Origin of the sequence: Companilactobacillus zhachilii (genome assembly GCF_003606365.2) — a bacterium.
GTDB lineage: Bacteria > Bacillota > Bacilli > Lactobacillales > Lactobacillaceae > Companilactobacillus > Companilactobacillus zhachilii.
Genome location: NZ_CP031933.2, coordinates 2128947 through 2152019, shown reverse-complemented (window position 1 = coordinate 2152019; position 23073 = coordinate 2128947). Strand labels below are relative to the sequence as shown.

Below are 23073 nucleotides of genomic sequence, written 5' to 3'. Positions count from 1 at the left end.
GGAAGCAAGACATCCATTTGACAATCCTTTAAAAGAGCATTAGAAAAGTAATTTAATTTAATATGTGCCATTTTTTGTTCCTCCAGAGTGGCGCGATGTGGTGGCAGTCTGGTAAAATCTCATTGACAAGCTTATTGTATACGTTTACAATAAAACCAATAAGTTATTATTTGTTTACACAACTACCATTTTTTGTCAAGAAAAGGAGGAGAGATAATGACCACACCAATGGAATTATTAGAGTTCGACTACACGAATCCCATTAAGTGTATTTATCACCGCCCAATTGGAAAAAAGTATGTCGTACCTCACTGGCATGAAGCTATTGAGATTTGTTATGTGGCTAAGGGACACCCCGGAACCATGTATATTGAGGATAAAGAATATCAATTAAATCAAGGGGACATTTATGTAATCAATTCTCGTTTGATTCATAGTTTTGACACGGTTATCAATGATGGTTCACGCATTATTACGATTTTGATCAACTATGATTGGTTGCGCCACAGTTTGCCTAAAACGGTTCGGAAGAAAAATTTTGAACTTATCAAGGCACCAAAAAAAGACAGTCAAATGACTGCCTTTCATGAATTGACGGCTTTAATAAATAATATTAATGATTTTCAATGCCATGATACGTCGGAGGATAATCATCTGCATCAATTAGCGATGTCAGTGGAATTGATTAGTGTGCTGGTTAAGAATTTTGCTGTGGATAAGCAGGTAACTAGTGATATTCCGGAAGTTATTTCGCAAATCATTGCTGAATTTCACGCCGATTATCAAAACGATATTCAATTGTCGGATATGGCGAAAGAATATAATTACAGCTATGCTTATTTTTCTAAGTTTTTTAAAAAGTATCTCGGTTTGTCACCTAAGAAATATTTAACTTTCCTCCGAATTCAAAAAGCTGCTGAGTTAATTGAAAAGACGGATGATAAATTTACTATGATTGTCGCAGAGACAGGCTTTCCAGATGAAAAGAGCTTTTATTCTGCTTTTAAAGATCGTTATCATCAAACACCATTAGAATATCGCAAACATATTCAAAATCTAACTCAAACAACTGTTGCTCCTTGATTATCAACAGTTAAATGATGGGCTTCCCAAGCTGGGAAGTCTTTTTTGATGTCAGCGATAATATTATCAGCGGTGTGATTATCATTTGTAATTGCCATTAAAGTTGAACCACTACCACTGATGTATAAAATACCTGAGTTTTCCTCAACAATTTTTTTAGCAAGTGGATAATCGGGAATAAGTTTTGAACGGAATGGTTCGTGCATTTTGTCGATAATAGCTGTCTTGATCAGTTCCAGATCACCTAATTCAAATGCCTTAGTTAAGGCGACTGCATGACCGATTTGATAGATAGCTGTTTGATAAGACATTTCTTTTGGTAAGATACTTCGAGCTTGTTCAGTGCTAACTTGGTAATCGGGAATTAAGGCGACAAAATGCAAACTAGGATGGACTTGAAAATGGACCGTCTGGACGTCTTGATGATCAATAAAGGATGCTCCCAATTGACCGTAGATAGCTGGAGAAACATTGTCTGGATGACCTTCAATTTGTGTAGCTAAATCGAGCAGTTGTTCCTTGTTAAGTGTATTGCCAAACCAGGCGTTAGCTCCCATTAGGCCGGCAACGACGCAAAAGGCTGAACTACCTAAACCTCGAGAAATAGGGATTTGATTTTCAATCGTTATTTTTACATTAGGAACATCTTGTTCAAGTGCTTGGCATCCCTTAACAAAAGCTTGGTAAATTAAATTATCAGTATTTTGATATTTAGGGTCACAACCAGTAATTGTTAACTTCTCAGAGTTTTCAGTGAAAGAAGCATAGGAATAAAGCGAAACAGCTAGACCTAAGCAGTCAAAGCCAACACCTAAATTAGCACTAGTAGCAGGGACTTTAATTTTTATCATTGAAATTAGCCTCGACTTTCTGCAAAACGTATTCAGTCATTTTTGTTTGGTCAATAACATCTTGGTGCAAAATTGGTAAATCCCAGACTTGGGCCAAATTTTGTGGAATCGGTAGACGAGTAAATTTTTGTAATTGTTGCATTGCTACTTGATCATTCTCAAAGTTTTCACCTAGAACAGCTTTTGTAACAACGTGGACGAATTTGTATGGACTAGCAGTGCTCAAGAGAATCATTGGTGTGTCAGGATCATTAGCTTGATAGTCTCGCATAACTTTGTACCCAACGGCTGTGTGGGGATCCATTAAGTAACCAGCTTGTTGATAAACATTGTTGATAGTTGATTCGATTTCTTGATCAGTGGCAAAACCACAGTAGAAGTCAGCACGAATGTTTCGTAAGACTGGTTCAGAAACTTGATAAGAACCAGTTTGTTCGAGCTCAGCCATCAATTTTTGAACGTAATTAGTGTCCTCATGGCTTTTATAGTAGAGTAAGCGTTCAAAGTTACTGGAAATCTGGATATCCATACTAGGAGCGTCGGTTTGTAAGAACGGAATGTTTCGATTGTAAATCCCAGTCTTGAAAAATTTAGTTAACACATTATTGGCATTGCTAGCAACAACGAACTTATTCACGGGTAGACCCATTTGTTTAGCATAAAAACCAGCTAAGACGTCACCAAAGTTACCAGTTGGGACAGTGAAGTTAACTTTTTGACCGAGCTTAATTTGGTTTTGTTTTATTAATTGGAAATAAGCATCGAAGTAATAAACGACTTGGGGAATCAAGCGACCAATATTAATTGAATTGGCACTTGAAAGACTAATGTTTGTGCCTAGTTTTTGTCTTAAAGCTTGATTGTTAAAGATCTTTTTAACGTTGCTTTGAGCATCATCGAAATTACCTTTAATAGCTGTTATTTCAGTATTGTTACCACTAGTTGTTTCCATCTGTAGTTGTTGAACTTTGCTGACACCATTGTGAGGGTAGAAAACAGTGATAGCAGTTTGGTCGAGATTCTTGAAACCTTCCAGAGCGGCTTTGCCAGTGTCACCGCTTGTGGCTGTTAAAATCATGACCCGATTATCTTTTTTTAGCACCCGTTTCATCAATTGAGGGAGCATTTGTAGGCCAATATCTTTAAAGGCACTAGTTGGGCCATGGAAAAGTTCAAGAACATGAAAATCATCAACCTTAACAAGCGGAGTTATTTCCTTGGTGTCAAAACTATCATTATATGCATTAGTAATGCCGTCTTTAATTTCTGCAGTAGAAAAATCTGGTAATAATTTTTCTAATATAATTTGAGCAGTTTGTTGATAAGTGAAGTTTTGCATGGATGCAAGGTCAACTTTTAGTTTTGATAATTCAGGATAGACGAAAAGACCACCATCATCAGCAAAGCCTTTTTTTATGGCTTCCTTAGCTGAAATATTAATTTTTTCATTACGAGTGCTTGTGTAGTTTTTATTCATCATATTAACTCCTTGCTTTTAAATTATCTATATAGTAAACTGTCCATAAATTAAAAACAAGTGTTTACTGTATGTAAACACATCCAAGAATGGAAACAGGAGGTTAAACCTATGAAAATTGCAATCTTAGGATTTGGAACAGTCGGAAAAGGTGTTTATAAAATTATTAAGAAGGCTAATGTTCAAACGCAAGACCTCGCTGTTAGCCATATCTTAATTAGAAAGAACAAAGTACGTTCGTTACCAGAAATGACAGATGACATAAATGAGATTTTGAATGATGAGCAAACTGACATTGTAGTTGAAGCAATTGGTGGAATCGAACCCGCACATGAATATATTTTGGAAGCTTTGAAGCATGGTAAACATGTGATTACTGCTAATAAAGCCGTTATTGCTCGTTACTTGAAAGAATTTACTGAAGCTGCTGAACAAAACGATGTTAAATTTTATTTCGAAGCTTCCGTTGGTGGAGGGATCCCTTGGATTCAAGGTTTAGAGAAAGCCTTAAGAATTGATAATGTTAATGCAATTTCAGGTATTTTTAATGGTACAAGTAATTTTATTTTGGACCAAATGAGTCGTAATGGTGAATCATTTGTGGAAGTCTTAAAGAAGGCCCAAGCACTGGGGTATGCAGAAGCTGATCCTAGTGCTGACATTGACGGAATCGATGTTGCCAATAAGTTGTGTATCAGTGCTGATATTGCCTATGATATTGATATTCATAATCATCAAAATCTACCTATTTTCGGTATCCGAAATATTACTTGCGCAGATGTGAAGTATTTTCAAGATAAAGGTCTAGCAGTTAAATTAATTGGCCGAACACATCAAAAGGGCAACAAATTTGATTATGTTGTGGAGCCAGCATTGTTTTTAGACCGGACATTGGAAGCTAATACACCTGATAACTACAACTTAATTTCTTTGAACGGTGACACCATTGGCAAACTTGATTTCTTTGGTCAAGGTGCAGGGATGTTTCCAACAGCTAATGCGGTCGTTCAAGATGTCTTGGATATTAAAGAACGGAAATCGCATTTACGTCGTGATTTTAACAAAAAGATGGAATATTGTCCGGAATTAACTAAAGGCGATTATTTAGTCCGGAGCAAAGTCGACATTAGTGATATTTTTGTCGATTATCAGCCAACTAATGATGGGGCTTATCTAGCAGTTCATCAAATTCCAGTAGGCGAAATGCACCGGTTAATGAGAAAAGTTTTACAAATGGATGCCGCTGCTTTCATGGTTAGTCTTCCTAGTCAGGGGGTCGCTTAATATGAAAGTCGTCAAATTTGGAGGTAGTTCGGTAGCAGATGCTGGACAATTTAAGAAGGTAAAACAAATTATAAACAGCGATAGAAAGCGACAAATAGTTGTTGTCAGTGCAGCCGGAAAAAGTTCCAGCGAGCCAGTCAAGATGACTGATATGTTGTTAAATTTAGAACAGGCTGCTGATTCTGAACCACTTTTTCAAGCTGTAAGTGACCGTATTATTAAAATAAGAAATGATTTAGCCTTATCTATTAAGATTGAAAAGGATTTACAAATTATTCATCAACAGTTAGGTACATGTTCACATGATTATTTAATTTCTCGTGGTGAATATTTAACTGCTAAATTAATGGCAAAATACCTGGGCTATTATTTTGTCGATGCAAAAGATATTTTGATATTTGATAATCAAGGCATAAATTATGTTCAGTCGCAAAAAAGGTTGTTAAATGTTCTAGCAACACATTCGCAAATAGTAGTACCGGGTTTTTATGGTGCTAATGAGAATGGTTCCGTTCATTTGATGCCTCGTGGAGGTAGCGATATTTCAGGTTCTCTTTTGGCCAATTTAGTAGATGCTGAATTGTATGAAAATTGGACAGATGTCTCAGGTATCTTAATGGCCGATCCCCGCATTGTCTCTAATTCTCAAAAGATTGATAGTTTGACTTATGATGAATTGCAAGAACTTTCTTATATGGGAATTGGTGTTTTCCAAGAAGAAGCCGTTCGACCCGTGCGAGAAAAACACATTCCGACAGCCATTTTGAATACAAATCAACCTGAAGCTGGCGGAACATTAGTTGTCAGTGCCCATGAAGATGAGAAAAAAGATCAAATCGTGACAGGGATTGCTGGACGGAAAGACTGTACCGTAATAACAATTAGAAAGTATCAGTTGAATAAACATCTGGAAGTTTTGCAAAAAGTTTTGGCAGTATTCCAGAAGTTTGATTTAGCAATTAATTCAGTGCCATCGGGTAATGATGGATTTAGTTTCTTGTGTCAGCATGCCGAGATTGCTACTCATTTATCAGCTATTATTTCTAAATTGAAAAAAACATGTGGTGTCGATTCCGTCGAAGTTAATCAAAACATTGCCCTTGTCGCAGCGGTGTCATTGCAGTTGAGCAAAAGACCGGCGATTGCTGGCAAGATTTTAAATTATCTAGATAGTAGCTTGATACATGTACGATTCGTCTTCCAAGAAGGCAGTGACTTGAAAATTGTCTTCGGTGTTAATAATGATGATTACGAAAAAACTATCAAACGAATTTATCGAGAATCAATGGAACATCATTTTAAAAAGATTTCAGCCTAGGATGTGTCTTCAAATTATATGCCTGCCGTCTACAGATTCGGACAGTGGTCACTGGCGGTGCGGAACGGTCCGAGCCACGGTCTCGGACCTCGGTTTAAGCCTTGCAAGTTCGGCAAGTCTTAAACGCGTCCGGTGCTGTAAGAACGACAAAAGCGGTCGTCCTAACACCACTTTCACTGCCAGTAACCACTGTCCGAATCTTCCGACTGGTTCTTTATTAACTCAAGAATAGCTTGATATCTCGAATATTTTTTATGGTTTTTATTACTGTCTTGATAGGATTCTGGAATGACCATGTCTTTAAAATATTCATCCGTATCAGAACCGATTCTTATCAGACTAATTTTAAGACAGTTCCTAGTTAATCCTCCCCAAAAATATGGTGTAAAACAAAGAAGACTCGTAATCCAAAATCGGATTACGAGTCTTCTTTGTTTTAATGCTCGAAATTTGAGTATTGGTCACACTTTCCTATTTAGCATTATTTTGATTTGTGTAAGTTGTTGATTTTTCCAAGAATTCTTTGTCATCAGGATCGGCACCGACACGTTGGTCACTGTCTAATGTAGCGATTTTAGCCATATCATCAGCAGTTAAATCAAAATGATAGTCGAATAAGTCGATGTTTTCCTTGATACGATTTTCATGAGTTGATTTAGGGATAATAACTTCGCCACGTTGAATGTGCCAACGTAAGATTATTTGAGCAGGTGACTTACCATATTTTTCAGCGAGTTCTTTAATAACTGGGTTGTCCACAACCTTGTTCAAACCAGCACCAAGTGGACTCCATGATTCGTGAACGATGTGTTTTTCTTGAAGATATTCGTGTAGATCGGTTTCTTGTAAGTATGGATGAGTCTCAATTTGGTCAACCATTGGAGCAATTGTCGCCGTCTTCATTAGTTGCTCAATGTGATGAGCTTTGAAGTTAGATACACCAATGGCACGGATTTTACCTGCTTTGTAGAGGTCTTCCATGGCACGCCAATTCTCTTCAAATCCTGCTGCAGGCCAGTGAATCAAGTAAAGGTCCAAGTAGTCTAAACCTAATTTTTGTAATGAATTGTTGAACTGTGCAATTGTTTCATCATATCCACGGATATTGTTCCAAACCTTAGTTGTGATGAAAAGATATTTACGATCAATACCGGATGCTTTAATAGCTTTGCCGACAGCTTCTTCGTTATCGTAGAAACTGGCGGTATCAATATGTCTGTAACCACTTTCGATAGCCCACTTGACACTATCTAAAACCTGGTCATCATCCATTCTGAAGACTCCCAAACCAACTTGGGGAATCATTACGCCATTTGCTAATTCGATATAAGGAATATTTGTAGCCATAAATTTACCTCCTGTGTTTTTTCAATTCCATTATAGCTTAGTTAAATGTATATAAAATGTATAAATAATGTAAATGTTACAAATTATTATTTTACAGAAAATTTATTATTACTTTACATAGCTTTGTTAACCTTATCTTGTTCGAAAAAAAGACAAAGAAAGTTGGGAGTTATTTATGAAAAAAGGGCGAATTTTGACCGCTTTTCTAGGGGTATTTTTGCTACTTACAGGTGTTCTAGCTGGTTGCTCATCAAAGAGTTCAGCTTCAGAAAAAGCAGGTAGTGCAGATAATAAAGAAATTACTATGGTTTTCTATCCAAATGAATCAGCAAAGAACTTTACTGCTTCACGTAAAGCTTTGCAAGAAGAATTACACAAGGCTACAGGTAAGAAGATTAACATTCAAACAACAACTGATTACAACGTAGCTATTGAAGCTATTGCATCAGGTAAAGCACAATTGGCATTCATGGGTGCCGATGGTTATATTCAAGCACATGCACAAAACAGCAAGATTGAACCACTTCTTTTACAATCAGGTCCAGATGGTACAACAAAGGGTGCTAGTTACCGTTCATACCTAATGGTAAACAAAGATAAAGCCGATCAATACAAGAAAGACGGCAAGTTCAACATCGACAAGATCAAAGGTGAAAAAGCTTCATTCGTTTCAACAAGTTCAACATCAGGTTTCGCAGTTCCAACAGATGAAATTCAAAAGCACTTTAAGTTGAAGAACAAAGATGACCTTTCAGAAGGTGGCAAGTTCTTTGAAAAGGTTCTTTATGGAAGTACTCATCCAGGTTCAGCTATTAACTTATTGAAGGGTGACGTTGACGTTGCTGCATTTGATGATATTGATCTAACACCATTCCTAAAAGTTTCAGAAGGTAGTTATGACAAGGTTGGTTCAACATTCAAGGTTAAAGATGATGCTGATGCACCATTTGCACAATTTAAGGGTAAGGAATTAGTTAATATTTCAGTTCTACCTGTTCAAAATGGACCTTTCGTAGTTAATACAAAAGCTCTAAGCAAGAAAGATACAGACGCAATCGCAAAACACTTTACTGCAAAAGAATTTACAAACAACAAAGATCTATTCTCAGATGGTAAAGGTAAGACACCAACACTATGGCAAAAGAAGAGTGACAAGATGAAGCTTCTAAAAGTTGATGATGACTGGTACAAACCAACTCATGAACTAATTGGTAAATAACGAGGTAAGGCTATGTTAGAGGTTAAGAATTTACAAAAAAGCTACGAGAAGGATCGACCTGCATTAACAGATATTTCCTTCGACATCAAACCAGGAACATTCGTTGCCATTATTGGACCTTCTGGTGCTGGTAAAACAACTATTTTAAGAAGTTTGAATCAGTTGATCAAGGATGATGATGGTCAGATTTTATTAGACGGAAATGATATTCGTACAGCTAACAAAACACAGTTACGTAAATATCGTCGTCAAATTGGAATGGTTTTTCAAAATTATAATTTGGTTGAACGATTAACAGTAATTGAAAATGTTCTGCACGGACGTCTCGGCTATAAATCTACACTAGCGGGTGTTTTCGGACGCTATACGCAAGAAGAAAAAGAAGAAGCGATGTCACTATTAAAGAAAGTTGGTTTGGAAAACTTTGCTTTAAAGCGATGTTCTGAACTTAGTGGTGGTCAAAAGCAACGTGTGGGGATTGCTCGTTCCTTGATTCAACACCCTAAAGTAATTTTGTGTGATGAACCAATCGCTTCATTGGATCCAGCTTCTGCACAAAACGTCATGGAATTGCTAAAAGACTTAACCGAAGAATATAACCTAATCTGTATTGCTAATCTTCATCAAATCAATATGGCTAAAAAATATGCTGATCAAATTATTGGTATTCGTAAGGGAAAGTTAGTTTTCGATGAGAATGCTGATTTATTGTCAGAGGATATTTTAAGAACCTTGTATGATCAAGACATTACGAAGGAGCTTGAATGATGCAATCACCTAAAAAGTATTTAGCACACAAAGGATGGCATCAGACAGCAATTATCGCTCTAATCGGAGGCATGTATGTTTTCGGTAGCTGGGTGTTAAATTTTGATAGTGTCAACGGATTTATTGGGGTACCAAAGGCGTTTGCATGGCTAGGAATCTATTTCAAGCCAACAGCACATTCGGTGCAATATCTTCCAAAAATTTGGCAAAAATTAATTCAAACCGTATTACTAGCAATTTCATCTACGGTTGTTGCTGCAGTTGTTTCAATCTTTGTGGCACTCTTGGGGTCAAAAGTTACGGGAATTAATAGCTTTGTTCAAATGATTGTTAGAGGGGTTGCTTCTTTCTTTAGAAACATTCCATTAGTTGCATGGTCAATGATTTTACTTTTTTCTTTCAAACAAAGTGATTTCACTGGGTTCCTGGCTTTATTGTTAATGTCTATTGGTTACTTGATCCGTGCATTCATGGAAATTATTGAAGATGAAGCTAGTGAAACCATGTTAGCTTTAAAAGCGACTGGTGCTAGTTATTTCCAAGTTATTTTTCAGGCAGTATTGCCACAAATTTTACCAAGTATTTTAAGTTGGATTCTTTATATGATTGAAAATAATGTTCGTGACGCTACCTTAGTTGGTATTTTGACGGGTACCGGAATTGGTTTTCTTTTCGATATTTATTATAAGAGTTTCCGCTTTGATGCTGCTGGTATGACCGTATTAGCGATTATCGTAGTTGTAATTGCATTAGAGACGATTTCAAATCAAATTAGGAGGGTGATCTTGTGATAAATAGTGAAGAGAATATTATTCAAAAACCTAAGACACCACGATCTCCTCAAATTAAATTGCACGAACAGTCTCTTTCAAGAACAATGATCCTCATTGTTTTTGTCAGTTTAGTTTTGATTACTGGGTTTACTTTAACGCATCTAGATACCGCTGGTGTCAAAGTAGATGAAGCATTTAAACAATTGGCAACAACCTTGAATCAAATGTTCTTGCAACCCAATGCAGGTACTGATGGCTTACCATTATTACTTCAAGCATTGGCAAGTACAGTCGTACTTTCAATATTAACTACTATTATTGGTGCCTTTTTCGGTTTTATATTTGCCGTTTTGGCTTCAAAGAACCTAACTAACGCGTATCTGGGAGCAGGTATTCGTGTGATCATGGCTGTTGTTAGAGCAATTCCTACAATTATCTGGGCTTTGATTTTTTCGATTGTTTGTGGATTGGGTTCAACCGCTGCTATTTTAGGTTTGAGCTTTCATAGTATTGCTTACTTGACTAAAGCATATTCTGAAAGTATCGAAGGAATTGATAAATCTACAATTGAGTCATTAAAAGTTACGGGAGCCAAATTTTGGGTGATCGTATTTCAAGCCATTTGGCCAACAATCGTTGCTTCAATTGTTTCTTGGACATTCATCCGTCTAGAAATTAATTTTGCAAATGCAATTGCCGTGGGTGCAGCTGCTGGTGCTGGTGGAATTGGATATCAATTATTTGTCGCTAGTGGAATGAGTTTCGACTTTCATGAGACAGGTTTGATTGTTTACTTAGTTATTTTAGTAACATTTGCACTTGAGTTTATTGCGGTTAAGATTAGACAAATCTATTTAAACCGTTAAGTTAGGGAGAAAATTTTATGATTGAAGCAGTAATTTTTGATTGGGCCGGCACCACCGTTGATTATGGTAGTTTGGCACCAGTTATCGCATTTAAAAAGGCGTTCAAAGATGCCGGTATTGATTTGAGCGACGGTGAGATCCGTCAAGATATGGGTATGGCCAAGTGGGACCATATCGGTAAAATCTTAGAACTCGATGACGTTAAACAACAATGGGAACAAAAGTATTCGAAGACACCAGATGATGATGATCGTAAAAAACTTTATGCTGATTTTCAAGAAGCATTACTTCATTATTTGAAGGAATCAACGGAGTTAAAATCTGGGGTACTGAAGACTTTTAACTATTTAAAAGAATACGGAATTAAAGTTGCGACAACTACTGGTTATACTGCAGAGATGATGAAAATTGTTGAGGACAAGGCTGCTGAAGCAGGTTATACACCAGAAATTGTTGTCACATCTGAAGATGTTGACGGATTGGGACGTCCATCCCCAGCGATGATTCAATTCATTATGAAGAAATTTAATATTGATGATCCTAAAAAAGTTATCAAAGTAGGGGATACTTTGGTTGATATTGAAGAAGGTCAAAATGCTGGTGTCAAAACCGTTGGGATAGTTGAAGGAAGCAGTTTGATGGGATTATCACAGATTGAATTTGATGAACTGAATACTGAAGGACAAATTGCTAAACGTAATGAAGTCAAACGCAAGTTTGAGGCAGTAAATACTGACTTTGTGATTGAGAATATTTATGACTTAGTTCAAATTATTGAATACTTAAATGAATCGATGGATAAAAAATGGTAGAAAAATACTTACTTTTAACACCTGGACCCTTAACAACTAGTGAAGAAGTTAAGGAAGCAATGGATTTTGATTATTGTACTTGGGATGATGATTATAAGAAAATCACCCAATCATTTCGTCACTCACTATTAGATATTGCACAAGTAACTGAAGATGAATATACGGCTGTTCCTATTCAAGGTAGCGGAACGTATGGTGTGGAATCAGTTATTAGTTCAACGATATCTAATGATGATAAATTGATGATTGCCATTAATGGAGCTTACGGTAAGAGAATCAGTGAAATGGCCGATATCTATGGTATTGATCACGTTGACTTAGTTGTTGATGAAAGAGAACCAATAACACTTGAAAAAGTAACTGAATATTTGGACAAATATCCTGATATTTCACACTTTGCAATGATTCACTGTGAAACAACAACCGGTATCCTTAATCCAATCGAAGATATTATTCCTTATGTTAAAGCACAAGGAATCACTACAATTGTTGATGCTATGAGCAGTTTTGGTGGTGTTCCGATTGATGTCAAAGAAGAAAAAATTGATTATTTAATTAGTAGTTCTAACAAATGTATTCAAGGTGTACCTGGCTTTTCATTTGTAATTGCTAACAAGCAAATACTTGAAGCTACTAAAGGTATGTCACGTACATTGTCATTGGATCTATATGATCAATATGCTGAGATGGAACGCAATAATGGTAAGTGGAGATTTACTTCGCCAACACACGTTGTTCATGCATTTTATGAAGCATTGGCTGAATTAAATGCTGAAGGTGGTGTGGGTGCACGCCATAAACGTTATGCAAGTAATCAAAAACATTTGGCTACTGGAATGGAAGAACTTGGTTTCAAGGTATTGATCGACGAGAAGTACCAGTCACCAATTATCACTTCATTCATTTATCCAACTGCAGATTTTAATTTCCACGAGTTTTATCAAGAATTAAAACAAGATGGGTTTGTTATTTACCCAGGTAAAATTTCCCAAGTGCCAACATTTAGAATTGGTAATATTGGTGAAGTTTATGATGAAGATATTACTGAATTATTAGTAGCTATCAAAAACATTATGGCCAAATAGGTAACAAAAAAAATCACGGAGTGAATTTTTAAATTCATTCCGTGATTTTTATTTGTCTTGATTATTTAAATTTAAAAAATTACCTAATACATTGTAATACTTTAAATACAATAATTCTGAGCATTCCCACCAAGCACCAGCTAGTAAAGTACTGGCCGTTACGTCGCTGAGAAAATGTCCCCGTAAATATACTCGTGATATGGCCACAAGTAACAACCAAATAATCAAAATAGCAGTAATGGTATGTCGCGTTGATAGATTTTTAATCAGTGGCAATATTAAAAAAATTAAGGTTAAAATCACAAGCATGGTACCAAATACATGTCCACTGGGAAAACTAAATCCTGATGCAGGAATAATTTTATCAGTCGGTCTGGATCTTTTGACCGTTATTTTAATTAAGTAAGAAATAATATTTCCACCTATTAAAATAAACCCAATCCAGAAACTTGCGTCTTTTTTACCAATTCGGTAGAGCAATAAGGCCATGATAACTAAATAGATAACGTCCATGACCGGACTGCCAATAAAGGTAATAACTGTGAAAATCCTAGTGCTGAAAGGTGAAACAATCATACCTAAGATATTTTGTGCTGTTTTGTCGAAACTAGTAACAATGGGACTGTTAGTTATCACCATTATTTCTAAAAGAAAGAAGATGACCGCATAAGTTAATGCAAGCCATTTTCGATGAGTATTTTCCTCTAATTGCAAGATAAGCTCCTTTGAAGTCAGAATGATAAGAAAACGCCCCTATCATTTCCTTAAGCCTTGATTGTAATATTATTTTAGTAATAAATACAGGAAATTATATAAAAATTTAGAATATATTTGATTTAAATGAATATCCAAAATTATAATGTTTCAACAATTATACGTGCGGGTTAGTTAAATATGCCGCCGCCAAGAGCAAGAAACTTTGGTCGCTATGGGGACCGATTGGAGCCAAAGAGCGGTCTCCAATCTCGATTTTGAACCTCGCAAAGAGCGCGAGTTTCAAAAGTCGTCCCGTGGTGTAAGCGCTGAAGCGCCAACGCCACCTGCACAGCGGCCAAAAATTCTTGCTCTTTCCGGCTAGTTCATTCCATATTTTTGAATTAGCATTGAGTAATTTTAGGTATTATTGTGCCGTTGATGACTGTAACTAGAGTTATAGGATATGGAGTATATTTTGATTTTAAAAGTAATTTTTAATCCAAAGTCAAAGGCCAACTAGTACCAAACGTATGTAAATATACTTTTTGATTGTATTAATGATATAATTTGTTTTACTAAAAGGAGGCTTAACATGCTCACATTAATGGCAGCCAGTTCCAGTAGTTCAGCAGCTCCTTTGTTGATTGCTATTGGCGTGGCTATTCTCGTGATTATTTGGTTATTTATTAAAACGGGGATTGCTTTGTTACATCATCCAATTATCGGGATTATCTTAATTTTGCTAGGGGTATTAGGATTGTGGAATTATCTGATTATTGGTATTGGGGTAATTGTAGGTGGAATAGTTTTCTTAGTCATATCACAGTTCTTTAATAATTAATTGATAGATATTTTTTCCTTAAAGTATCAAATCAGAGAAAGTTTGACGAAATATAGTCAGCTTTCGGGTATTAAAAATGGCTCCAGTAATCCGATTTTGGGTACAAAGTTGAATGTAAGAAAGGCTAGATATTTTTCTTGGTATACATCCAGAAAAATATCTAGCTTTTTTTTTATTACTAATTAAATTATTAACAAGATTAATTATTTGATTTTTGTTTGAATTTGTTTGATGATAACGTTTACAAGAGGCATATGTTATTTGTACCTTGATTGAAACTTTTTAAGAGGGAAAGTGAAAATTATGACAAAAATGATTGCTGGACAAGCTTTAGTAAAGGTTCTTGAGGACTGGGGTGTTGATCACGTTTATGGTGTACCCGGCGGTTCAATTAATCATACTGTTGAAGGTCTATATTTGGAAAAAGACCAAGTTAAATATATTCAAGTTCGTCATGAAGAGGTTGGAGCGATTGCTGCTTCTGCTGATGCTAAATTTACAGGAAAAATTGGGGTAGCCTTTGGTTCTGCTGGACCTGGGGCAACGCATTTATTCAATGGTTTATATGATGCCAAAATGGACCATGTTCCGGTGTTGGCTCTTGTCGGTCAAGTTCCTACTGAAAATATGAATACCAATTATTTCCAAGAAATGGATGAGGGTCCAATGTTTGCGGACGTTGCAGTCTATAATCGTACTGTAACAACTGCTGAACAAATTCCATATGTAATTAACCAGGCTATTCGTGAAGCATATCGTCAAAATGGTGTTGCTGTCGTAATCTTGCCAGAGGACTTAACAAGTACAGAAATTGATTATGTGCCTACCAAGACACCAAAAGTTGTTAAGCAAAACTACACTCAAACAATCGACTCTGAAGATATTCAAAATACTTTAAAAATGTTAAAAGCAGCTAAACACCCATTAGTTTATGCTGGACGTGGACTGTTGGGAGCTAAGGATACTTTGACCAAGTTCTCAGAACAATTTAATATTCCAGTTATGACTACGGTACCTGCGATTGGGGTCATAAGCTCGGACCATCCTAATTTTATTGGTACGTTTGGTCGTTTAGGTAGCAAATCAGGTTTTGAAGCTTTACAACATACTGATTTGATTTTGTTTATTGGTTCGGAATTTCCATTTGCTAGATTTTGGCCTGAGGGTGTCAAAATTATTGATGTTAATAATAATCCTTATGATATTGGTAAAACGGTTGATGTTGACTATGCAGTTATCGCTGACGCCAAGAGTTATCTTCAAGGTTTAATTGATACTAAAGAAACCTTGCCAGCAGGCGTTTGGTTGAAAGCAAACCAAGAAAATAAAGCTAACTGGGATAAGTGGCTGGATGAGCGTGCAAATGACGATAGCAAAGGTTTGAATCCTGAAACTGTTACTAAGAAGATGGCTGAACTCGCTGGTCCGAATGATACTTATGGTGTTGATACTGGTAATGTCACTGAATTCGGCGTGCGTGGATTACCAATGAATCACAATCAGCGTTTTGCATTATCGGGTTTGTTTGCCACAATGGGCTTTGGTTTGCCAGCTGGTTTAGCTGGTGCCTTGAGTGTCCCTGATGCGCAAGCTTGGACGTTATCGGGTGATGGTGGTTTTTCAATGGTTGCACCGGATATCATTACGGAAGCCAGATATAATTTACCAGTTATCAATATTGTATTGTCTAATGAACGCCTTGGTTTTATCTACTATGAACAAGTTGCTTCAAAGCAGCACTTGTATGGAGTTGATTTAACTGGAGCTGACTGGGCTAAGGTATCTGAAGGACTTGGAGCTATTGGCTTCACGATCACGTCAATTAAAGAGGCTAATGAAGTTTTTGCCAAAATTAAGGAATTACAAGCTTCAGGCAATAAGAAACCGATTGTTGTTAATGCGGTAATTAGACAAGTTGATCCAATTGCGACAGCCTTTATGCCATTAGATGCAAAATTGTATGGTCAAGAAACTGTTGATGCTTATGCTAAAAAATATGAAATCAATCCTAAAGATCAACCAGCTCTAGGTGAATTATTAAGAGCACAAGGAGACAATGATTAGTTGGACTATATAATTAACAAATAAACAAGTAAAATAAAAGACGAGTCGTAATAACTCGTCTTTTTTTGTTGAGTAAATGAGGAGTTTATCTATGTTAATTAAGAATACTGAAGATTTAAAACAGGTAATCGCTAGTAAACAAACAGATTTTGAAGTTTCCGAAGCAGCGTTTGATTTTTGTGACCAAATTCGTATGGAACAAATCGTTGGTAGTGGTGCTGATTGGTCAATTGCGGTAACTCACGGTTGGATGGCTTTGATAACAGCCCTTAATCATAAAATTCATCGGGCTTTTATGAGTCAAGAAAAACGTGATTTACAAGATTTAAAGCATATTATTTCACGCCAATATATTATAAGGAAGTTAGATGACAAGACTAAATATAAGTTGATCTTACGTAAATAAGCTTAGTTTGATTTCATAATGTGAAATACGTTTCTAAGTAATCTATTTGTCTTGAAGAAAATTTAGTTTGATGCAAGAATTAAGATAACTAAATTGAAAGGGCATTCATCATGGAAAAAGTAATGATTTTTGATTTCAATGGTACGATGATTTTTGATGGGAAGATTCAAAAAAGTTCTTGGAAAAAATTTATTAAGCAGGAATTTAATCGCAGCATGACAGAAAATGAATTTGCGCAACATATTGCTGGCCGAAATAATCAACATACTTTTGAATACTATTTGGGTCGAAAGTTAAGTGAACAAGAGTTGGCTGAGACGTCTGAAAAAAAGGAACAATTGTATCGTTCTGAATGTTTAAAGCGTTCTGAACTTTTTCAGCTAGTTGATGGGTTACCTGAGTTTTTGGATTATTGTAGAGAAAAAGGAATACGGTTAAATATTGCCACAGCTTCCGAACCAAGTAATGTTGATTTCTTCTTTGAGCATCTACATTTAGAAAAGTGGTTTGATCGAGAAAAGGTGGCTTTAAATGATGGAAGGTTAGCGGGGAAACCAGCCCCAGATATTTTTTTGAAAGCCATTGAAAATCTCGGAGTTACGCCGAAGCAGAGTGTTGTCTTTGAGGATTCCTTGTCAGGCATTAAGGCAGCTAATAATGCTCAAGCAGGTAAAGTTGTTTTAGTTGAAGATAAAAATTTAGCTCCAGTTAAAATACCCGCTAAGTTGAGAGTTGATAGGGTGATTAATGATTATCAAAATGTTGATGGTTTAATCTAGATAAAAGTAACGTGACATTATTTTAAACATGTACAAAATTTTTTTTGGTAAAAACAAAACAGCTCCAGCAATCCAAAATCGGATTACTGGAGCTGTTTTGTACTTAAAGGCGGACCTGCTTAGGGATATTTAACGGTACTACCAAATTTAAGGGGAATGAATCCGCAATGTGTGTACTGATCCAAAACTTTAGCATCGATTGTTTTTAATTGAGGTTCAATAAAATAATAGATTGCACTATATTCATCAGGTAATCCCGAAATGCGTTTTTTGATATTTAGAGATAAATCCGCCTGTAGTAAATCGGTTCTTAAAGCAAGCATTACTTTAATATAATCACCATTGTTATTTAATTCCTTGGCGAGTTTCAATAGATTATTTTGAAAGTCTTTGAATTTAGGATTTTGAACATTATTATAAGCGGTGTCAATTAGGTCGATAAGTTTTTGACGTTGTTCCTCCATAAGATTAAGCCTCTTTTCTTTTACACAATAATTTTAACATCGGCTTTATATTTGATTTAAAGTTTGTCTTGAACCATGTTCTTTCGTTCTTAAAGGGTGTGACATTTGCTTAAAACAAAAGACTCCAGTAATCCAAAATCGGATTGCTGGAGTCTTTTGACATAATGTTTGATATTTTTAGATTATTAACCAAAGTTTCCGGAAACATAATCTTCAGTAGTTTGAATTTTAGGATTAGTAAAAACATTGACCGTCGAATTGTATTCGATGATGTGTCCCAAGTGTAAGAAAGCAGTGTAATCACTAATACGCGAGGCTTGTTGTAAATTATGCGTCACGATGATGATTGAATAATCTTTCTTGAGTTCTTGCAAGGTTTCTTCAATTTTAGAAGTAGAGATTGGATCAAGGGCACTAGCGGGTTCATCTAGTAATAAGATATCCGGATGCATAGCGATTGATCTCGCAATACAAAGTCGTTGTTGTTGGCCACCAGAAAGAGCTAAAGCACTTTTATTTAAGTCATCCTTAACTTCGTCCCATAAAGCAGCGCCACGAAGACTTTGTTCTAGACGTTCTTCTAATTCATGTTTGTCTTTTATGCCGGTATTTTTCAAAGCAAAAGTAATGTTTTCTTGAATGGATTTTGCAAAGGGATTAGGTCTTTGAAATACCATTCCAATATGTTGGCGAACTTCGTAAACGTTGATTTTAGGACTATTAATATCGACATTACGATACATTATTTCACCGTCAACGCGAGCAACTTTATCATTCATCCGATTTAAACAACGTAGGAAAGTTGATTTACCACAACCAGATGCTCCAATTAACGCAGTGATTTTATAACGTGGGAAATCTAAATTGGCATCAAAGATAGCATGGTTGTCACCGTAGTAGACTTGTAAGTCCTTAGTCGAGAGTGCTTTTTTTTCGGAGATATCTGTAATGTATGAATCGTTCAAGTTATATTCTTTCAAGAGCTAGGACCTCATTTCGTGGCAGTAATTTTTTTGTACAATTTATTACCCAAGAAACGTGCTCCTAGGTTGAAAATCAAAATAACGATGATCAAGACAGCAGATGATGCACTGGAAATTAAATTAGCATCGGGAGTGACACTTTCCGTATTAACTTTCCAAATATGAACTGCTAAAGTTTCGGCAGGACGCATTGGATTAAGAAAACTAGTTGCTGAGAATATATTCCAGTTTGTGTAGTCAACAGTTGGAGCACTTTGACCAGCAGTGTAAATTAAAGCAGCGGCTTCACCGAAAATTCTACCAGCACTAAGGATCAGACCAGTTAAAATACCGGGTAAAGCAGCTGGCAATACGATTTTAGTAGTTGTTTTCCAATTAGATAATCCTAGTGACATACCAGCTTCACGTTGTAAGTTAGGAACACTTCGTAGTGATTCTTCAATATTTCTAGTTAATAGTGGCAAATTGAAAAATGTTAACGCAATGGCCCCAGATAAAATGGAGAAACCAAGGTTCAATTTGATAACAAACAGTAAGTAACCAAACAGACCAACTACGACTGAAGGTAGAGAACTCAGAACTTCGACACTAGTTCTGATTAGGTCGGTAAACCAATTGTCAGAAGCGTATTCAGACAAATAGATTCCTGAACCCAGACCGATTGGTAGTGAAACAATGATTGTTAAAACTAGTAGGTAAAGTGAATTGAAAAGTTGGTCACGAATACCACCGCCAGCGCTGAATGATTGTGCAGGTGATGTTAAGAAGTGCCAAGAAATATTAGGGACACCATTAAAAAGGATGTAACCCAAAATTGCAATTAAGATAAGTACGACCGTTGCTACTAGAGCATAAATGACACCGGTAGCAATATGATCCCATTTTTTTGCATTCATCTAGAAACGACCTCGCTTTACAATGAATTTAACAAGCATATTTAAAATTAAGGACATCAATAACAAGATTAGTGCTAATGACCAAAGAGCATTGTTAGGTAAAGTACCCATGACAGTATTACCAATGTCGGTGGTCAATTTACTTGTTAAAGTGGAAGCTGGAGAAATTAAGTTCTTTGGCATTAATGCCGCATTACCGATAACCATTTGTACAGCTAAAGCTTCACCGAAAGCACGAGCCATACCAAAAATAATTGCAGTTAAAATTCCGGGTACGGCAGCACGTAAGATAACTTTGTAAATGGTTTGCCATCTGGTTGCTCCAAGTGCTAATGATGCTTGACGGTAATAGAGTGGGACTGACTTTAAACTATCAACGGATAGTGAAGTAATCGTTGGTAAAATCATAACGAAGAGGACGAGGGTACCAGATAAAATACCAAAACCAGTTCCACCAAAGATTCCGCGGATAAAAGGAACAATAACTGATAAACCAATGAATCCATAAACAACTGATGGGATACCAACTAGTAATTCAATAACTGGTTGTAAGATTTTACTACCACGTTTACTTGAGAATTCAGCCATAAAAATGGCGACGCCTAATGCGAAAGGAGTAGCAATCAACGCTGCTAGTAGAGTCACACTAAATGATGTTACGATCATTGGCAAGGCACCAATGTCGGGATGTCCTTTAGCATCAGTAGCACCAGGGTTCCAGTTTGTTTTTGTTATAAAGTCCAACACGCGTACATGATTTTGAGTAAATGTTGCTAGACCTTTGGAAGCAATGAAGTAGAGAATGCAAGTAACTAATAAAATAATTAGACCTATGCATAGGTAACAAATTCCCTTGCCAAAGTAATCTTGAAATGTGGCTTTGGATTTCGCTTGTAATTTTTTTTGAATATCATCCATCGGGAATCACTCCTGTAGATTAAAAAAAGAACCTCGACCAAGATTGGACAAGGTTGAAGTTCTCTTCTCAATTATTTATTTTGAACTAACTGTTCCTTTTGAATCTTTTTGAACTTTCATATTGTGGATGCTGATGTAACCCATGTCTTTAACTAGTGAGTCTTGGACATCTTTTGAGTTCATGTAGTCAAGGAACTTAGTAGTTGCACTGTCGGCTTTACCGTTAGTGTACATATGTTCATATGACCAGATCTTCCACTTGTCTGATTCAACGTTTTCGTCAGTTGGTTTTACATTGTCAATTGAGATTGGTTGAATTTTGTCATTAATGTATGAGAATGCTAGGTAACTTACGGCACCTGGTGTACTTTCAACGATCTTTTGAACAGTACCGTTTGAGTCTTGTTCTTGTGACTTAACGGCTTCTTCACCTTTAAGAACGGCTGATTCGAAAGTGGCACGTGTACCACTACCTTTAGCACGGTTAACAACAGTGATCTTTTCGTCCTTGCCGCCAACTTCTTTCCAGTTTGTAATCTTACCTGTGAAGATTTGTTTTACTTGTTCCATTGTAAGGCTCTTAACATTAGCATCTTTGTTAACAACTGGTGCCATACCAACTACGGCAACCTTGTGGTCAACTAGCTTCTTTGAATCGATACCTTGTTTTTCTTCAGCAAAGATATCTGAGTTACCAATAGTAACAGATTTGTCTTGAACTTGACTTAAACCAGTACCAGAACCACCACCTTGAACGGTGATAGTAACTTTACTGTTCTTCTTTTGGAAGTTAGTTGCAGCTTTTTCTACAAGTGGTTGTAGTGCTGTTGAACCAACTGCTGTAATCTTGCCCGAAGCTTCACTGCTAGAATCCTTTGATGAAGAGCTCTTACTGCTGTTATTTCCACAACCAGTTAGAACCAACATCAATGCGGCGAAACCTAAAACTAGTGAAATAATAGTTTTCTTTTTCATTTCTAAAACCCCTATTCAAATTCAAATTGATGAAATCTTTTAGTGAACACCTATAAAGATAACGGTGGGGTGTATAAATAATGTTTATTTAATGTAAAGTTTTTGTAAAGTTGTGAAAAAAATATACATTTACTTTGTAGACTGAAAAACGCAGGGGAATTAAGAGACAGCTAATTATTATAAGATTTGTATTTGTATATATTGAAAGACAATGGACGATTCGGTCGATATAAATGACCGGCCGCAACTGCATTGTTATAATCAAAATATAATTTGGCTATAGTTGAGTTTATTTCAAGAAATCTGTTAGCAAAGATGCCTTGAATTTTAATATTGTAATAGTTTTTGCCCTTGCAATATTAAATGACAGGAAGGAAGTAGTTTACATGCAACCTCTAGTATTGCTAAGCAATAAGTTACCACTTTTTATTGAAATTAACGGGTATTTCAATAATCAAGGCTGGTTTATTCGAAATATAACTGATCCAAATGAAGTAGTGAAGTTAGTTGAAAAAGAAGAAATTGCTGGTTTATTATGGGATTTTTCGATTACTGATCTGCATCAATCTTTAAAAATATTAAAAGAATTACGTAGCAAAATCTCTGGACCTATCATTGTACTGGCTCCCGCTAAAGAAAAGAAGCGTCGGTCGCTGTTTTACAATATCAACATTGATAGTTTCATTACTAAACCCTTTGAATATCCAGAGTTGGTTGCAAAAGTTAAACAGCTTTTTTGGGTTTATGACCGTTTTTCAATAACAAAGGATGTTCCTAAAAATACGCGCAAAGAATTAAAAAATGAAACAGTTAAATTCAATGATATCGTGATTGATTTTAAACATTATCGTGTAACTCATAACGGTTATGATCTTGGCCTGACACCTAAGGAGTTTAGTTTGTTTTGGTATTTAGTACAGCATCGCGGCAAAGTCATGAGTCGTGATCAGTTATTAGAGGGGGTCTGGGGATATGATTCAGCCGGATCCAGTCGAACAATAGATATCCACATCAGTCATTTGCGTGATAAGTTAGCAGAGAGATCGCAGTCACCGGATTGTATAAAAACAGTTCGTGGCTTTGGTTATGTTTTAGATAATGATTATCCGTTAGTTTCGGGTAAGTAAAAAAACACGTCCGCAATTTTGGTTAGTTGCCGTCTCTGGGT

23 protein-coding genes are annotated in these 23073 nt (G+C 36.2%); 14 read left to right on the top strand and 9 right to left on the bottom strand.

The window, feature by feature from the left end:
• Positions 1-216: 216 nt before the first annotated feature.
• Entirely contained in the window at positions 217-1083 is an 867-nt protein-coding gene (locus tag D1B17_RS09930; RefSeq protein ID WP_120141868.1) for an AraC family transcriptional regulator, read from the top strand.
• On the opposite strand, the gene thrB is transcribed toward D1B17_RS09930, so the two are convergent.
• Entirely contained in the window at positions 1062-1934 is an 873-nt protein-coding gene (thrB, locus tag D1B17_RS09925) for a homoserine kinase (protein WP_120141869.1), read from the bottom strand. The genes D1B17_RS09930 and thrB overlap by 22 nt on opposite strands.
• Positions 1921-3411: a threonine synthase gene (thrC, locus tag D1B17_RS09920; protein ID WP_120141870.1), complete on the bottom strand. Its 1491-nt coding sequence runs from the start codon at positions 3409-3411 to the stop codon at positions 1921-1923. The genes thrB and thrC overlap by 14 nt, the downstream gene beginning before the upstream one ends.
• Before the next feature lie 111 nt (positions 3412-3522).
• Here thrC and D1B17_RS09915 point away from each other — a divergent pair, with 111 nt between their 5' ends.
• Both D1B17_RS09915 and D1B17_RS09910 read left to right on the top strand, forming a co-directional pair.
• Positions 3523-4695, top strand: a complete 1173-nt coding sequence (locus D1B17_RS09915) for a homoserine dehydrogenase (protein WP_120141871.1) — start codon at positions 3523-3525, stop codon at positions 4693-4695.
• A gap of 1 nt (position 4696) precedes the next feature.
• Positions 4697-6013, top strand: coding sequence for an aspartate kinase (locus tag D1B17_RS09910; RefSeq protein WP_120141872.1), 1317 nt, complete (start codon positions 4697-4699; stop codon positions 6011-6013).
• Positions 6014-6484: 471 nt separating this feature from the next.
• Here D1B17_RS09910 and D1B17_RS09905 read toward each other — a convergent pair whose 3' ends face one another.
• Positions 6485-7360 carry an aldo/keto reductase gene (locus tag D1B17_RS09905; protein WP_120141873.1) on the bottom strand — a complete coding sequence of 292 codons (876 nt, stop codon included), beginning with the start codon at positions 7358-7360 and terminating at the stop codon, positions 6485-6487.
• Positions 7361-7535: 175 nt separating this feature from the next.
• On the opposite strand from D1B17_RS09905, the gene D1B17_RS09900 reads away from it, so the two are divergent.
• From D1B17_RS09900 to phnW, 6 genes are read left to right on the top strand one after another with little or no spacing between them, the layout of a single operon-like run.
• Complete coding sequence (locus tag D1B17_RS09900) at positions 7536-8579, top strand: phosphate/phosphite/phosphonate ABC transporter substrate-binding protein (RefSeq protein WP_120141874.1); 1044 nt, start codon at positions 7536-7538, stop codon at positions 8577-8579.
• Positions 8580-8591: 12 nt separating this feature from the next.
• Positions 8592-9347, top strand: a complete 756-nt coding sequence (phnC, locus tag D1B17_RS09895) for a phosphonate ABC transporter ATP-binding protein (RefSeq protein WP_120141875.1) — start codon at positions 8592-8594, stop codon at positions 9345-9347.
• Positions 9344-10138: a PhnE/PtxC family ABC transporter permease gene (locus tag D1B17_RS09890; RefSeq protein ID WP_240704402.1), complete on the top strand. Its 795-nt coding sequence runs from the start codon at positions 9344-9346 to the stop codon at positions 10136-10138. Before phnC ends, D1B17_RS09890 begins: the two co-directional genes overlap by 4 nt.
• Positions 10135-10986, top strand: a complete 852-nt coding sequence (locus tag D1B17_RS09885) for a PhnE/PtxC family ABC transporter permease (protein WP_120141877.1) — start codon at positions 10135-10137, stop codon at positions 10984-10986. Before D1B17_RS09890 ends, D1B17_RS09885 begins: the two co-directional genes overlap by 4 nt.
• A gap of 17 nt (positions 10987-11003) precedes the next feature.
• The gene (phnX, locus tag D1B17_RS09880; RefSeq protein ID WP_120141878.1) at positions 11004-11798 is read left to right on the top strand and encodes a phosphonoacetaldehyde hydrolase; all 795 of its coding nucleotides are present in this window, start codon (positions 11004-11006) and stop codon (positions 11796-11798) included.
• A complete protein-coding gene (gene phnW, locus D1B17_RS09875; RefSeq protein ID WP_120141879.1) occupies positions 11792-12883 on the top strand; it encodes a 2-aminoethylphosphonate--pyruvate transaminase in 1092 nt (363 codons plus the stop codon). The genes phnX and phnW overlap by 7 nt, the downstream gene beginning before the upstream one ends.
• A gap of 48 nt (positions 12884-12931) precedes the next feature.
• Here phnW and D1B17_RS09870 read toward each other — a convergent pair whose 3' ends face one another.
• The gene (locus tag D1B17_RS09870; RefSeq protein WP_120141880.1) at positions 12932-13597 is read right to left on the bottom strand and encodes a phosphatase PAP2 family protein; all 666 of its coding nucleotides are present in this window, start codon (positions 13595-13597) and stop codon (positions 12932-12934) included.
• Between the two features lie 574 nt (positions 13598-14171).
• On the opposite strand from D1B17_RS09870, the gene D1B17_RS09865 reads away from it, so the two are divergent.
• From D1B17_RS09865 to D1B17_RS09850, 4 genes are all read left to right on the top strand, one after another.
• The gene (locus D1B17_RS09865) at positions 14172-14420 is read left to right on the top strand and encodes a hypothetical protein (protein WP_120141881.1); all 249 of its coding nucleotides are present in this window, start codon (positions 14172-14174) and stop codon (positions 14418-14420) included.
• A 303-nt stretch (positions 14421-14723) separates the two neighbouring features.
• Positions 14724-16484 (top strand): thiamine pyrophosphate-binding protein, encoded by a 1761-nt coding sequence (locus D1B17_RS09860; protein WP_120141882.1) that lies wholly within the window; start codon positions 14724-14726, stop codon positions 16482-16484.
• A gap of 91 nt (positions 16485-16575) precedes the next feature.
• Complete coding sequence (locus D1B17_RS09855; RefSeq protein WP_120141883.1) at positions 16576-16890, top strand: hypothetical protein; 315 nt, start codon at positions 16576-16578, stop codon at positions 16888-16890.
• 110 nt (positions 16891-17000) lie between these two features.
• Positions 17001-17669, top strand: a complete 669-nt coding sequence (locus D1B17_RS09850) for an HAD family hydrolase (protein ID WP_120141884.1) — start codon at positions 17001-17003, stop codon at positions 17667-17669.
• A 119-nt stretch (positions 17670-17788) separates the two neighbouring features.
• Here D1B17_RS09850 and D1B17_RS09845 read toward each other — a convergent pair whose 3' ends face one another.
• The 5 genes from D1B17_RS09845 to D1B17_RS09825 all read right to left on the bottom strand — a co-directional run bounded on the left by D1B17_RS09845 (position 17789) and on the right by D1B17_RS09825 (position 21905).
• Positions 17789-18133, bottom strand: coding sequence for a hypothetical protein (locus tag D1B17_RS09845; RefSeq protein WP_120141885.1), 345 nt, complete (start codon positions 18131-18133; stop codon positions 17789-17791).
• Between the two features lie 185 nt (positions 18134-18318).
• Positions 18319-19113, bottom strand: a complete 795-nt coding sequence (gene pstB / locus D1B17_RS09840) for a phosphate ABC transporter ATP-binding protein PstB (protein WP_120141886.1) — start codon at positions 19111-19113, stop codon at positions 18319-18321.
• A gap of 11 nt (positions 19114-19124) precedes the next feature.
• Positions 19125-20012, bottom strand: a complete 888-nt coding sequence (pstA, locus tag D1B17_RS09835) for a phosphate ABC transporter permease PstA (protein WP_120141887.1) — start codon at positions 20010-20012, stop codon at positions 19125-19127.
• A complete protein-coding gene (pstC, locus tag D1B17_RS09830; protein ID WP_120141888.1) occupies positions 20013-20930 on the bottom strand; it encodes a phosphate ABC transporter permease subunit PstC in 918 nt (305 codons plus the stop codon). It lies immediately after the preceding gene.
• Between the two features lie 75 nt (positions 20931-21005).
• Entirely contained in the window at positions 21006-21905 is a 900-nt protein-coding gene (locus D1B17_RS09825; protein WP_120141889.1) for a phosphate ABC transporter substrate-binding protein PstS family protein, read from the bottom strand.
• Between the two features lie 386 nt (positions 21906-22291).
• Here D1B17_RS09825 and D1B17_RS09820 point away from each other — a divergent pair, with 386 nt between their 5' ends.
• The gene (locus tag D1B17_RS09820) at positions 22292-23032 is read left to right on the top strand and encodes a response regulator transcription factor (protein ID WP_120141890.1); all 741 of its coding nucleotides are present in this window, start codon (positions 22292-22294) and stop codon (positions 23030-23032) included.
• The last annotated feature ends 41 nt before the right edge of the window (positions 23033-23073 follow it).

Coding starts and splice junctions, on each gene's coding strand:
- D1B17_RS09930 (WP_120141868.1), top strand. CDS start 217: ATGACCACACCAATGGAATTATTAGAGTTCGACTACACGAATCCCATT.
- thrB (WP_120141869.1), bottom strand. CDS start 1,934: ATGATAAAAATTAAAGTCCCTGCTACTAGTGCTAATTTAGGTGTTGGC.
- thrC (WP_120141870.1), bottom strand. CDS start 3,411: ATGAATAAAAACTACACAAGCACTCGTAATGAAAAAATTAATATTTCA.
- D1B17_RS09915 (WP_120141871.1), top strand. CDS start 3,523: ATGAAAATTGCAATCTTAGGATTTGGAACAGTCGGAAAAGGTGTTTAT.
- D1B17_RS09910 (WP_120141872.1), top strand. CDS start 4,697: ATGAAAGTCGTCAAATTTGGAGGTAGTTCGGTAGCAGATGCTGGACAA.
- D1B17_RS09905 (WP_120141873.1), bottom strand. CDS start 7,360: ATGGCTACAAATATTCCTTATATCGAATTAGCAAATGGCGTAATGATT.
- D1B17_RS09900 (WP_120141874.1), top strand. CDS start 7,536: ATGAAAAAAGGGCGAATTTTGACCGCTTTTCTAGGGGTATTTTTGCTA.
- phnC (WP_120141875.1), top strand. CDS start 8,592: ATGTTAGAGGTTAAGAATTTACAAAAAAGCTACGAGAAGGATCGACCT.
- D1B17_RS09890 (WP_240704402.1), top strand. CDS start 9,344: ATGATGCAATCACCTAAAAAGTATTTAGCACACAAAGGATGGCATCAG.
- phnX (WP_120141878.1), top strand. CDS start 11,004: ATGATTGAAGCAGTAATTTTTGATTGGGCCGGCACCACCGTTGATTAT.
- phnW (WP_120141879.1), top strand. CDS start 11,792: ATGGTAGAAAAATACTTACTTTTAACACCTGGACCCTTAACAACTAGT.
- D1B17_RS09865 (WP_120141881.1), top strand. CDS start 14,172: ATGCTCACATTAATGGCAGCCAGTTCCAGTAGTTCAGCAGCTCCTTTG.
- D1B17_RS09860 (WP_120141882.1), top strand. CDS start 14,724: ATGACAAAAATGATTGCTGGACAAGCTTTAGTAAAGGTTCTTGAGGAC.
- D1B17_RS09855 (WP_120141883.1), top strand. CDS start 16,576: ATGTTAATTAAGAATACTGAAGATTTAAAACAGGTAATCGCTAGTAAA.
- D1B17_RS09850 (WP_120141884.1), top strand. CDS start 17,001: ATGGAAAAAGTAATGATTTTTGATTTCAATGGTACGATGATTTTTGAT.
- D1B17_RS09845 (WP_120141885.1), bottom strand. CDS start 18,133: ATGGAGGAACAACGTCAAAAACTTATCGACCTAATTGACACCGCTTAT.
- pstA (WP_120141887.1), bottom strand. CDS start 20,012: ATGAATGCAAAAAAATGGGATCATATTGCTACCGGTGTCATTTATGCT.
- pstC (WP_120141888.1), bottom strand. CDS start 20,930: ATGGATGATATTCAAAAAAAATTACAAGCGAAATCCAAAGCCACATTT.
- D1B17_RS09825 (WP_120141889.1), bottom strand. CDS start 21,905: ATGAAAAAGAAAACTATTATTTCACTAGTTTTAGGTTTCGCCGCATTG.
- D1B17_RS09820 (WP_120141890.1), top strand. CDS start 22,292: ATGCAACCTCTAGTATTGCTAAGCAATAAGTTACCACTTTTTATTGAA.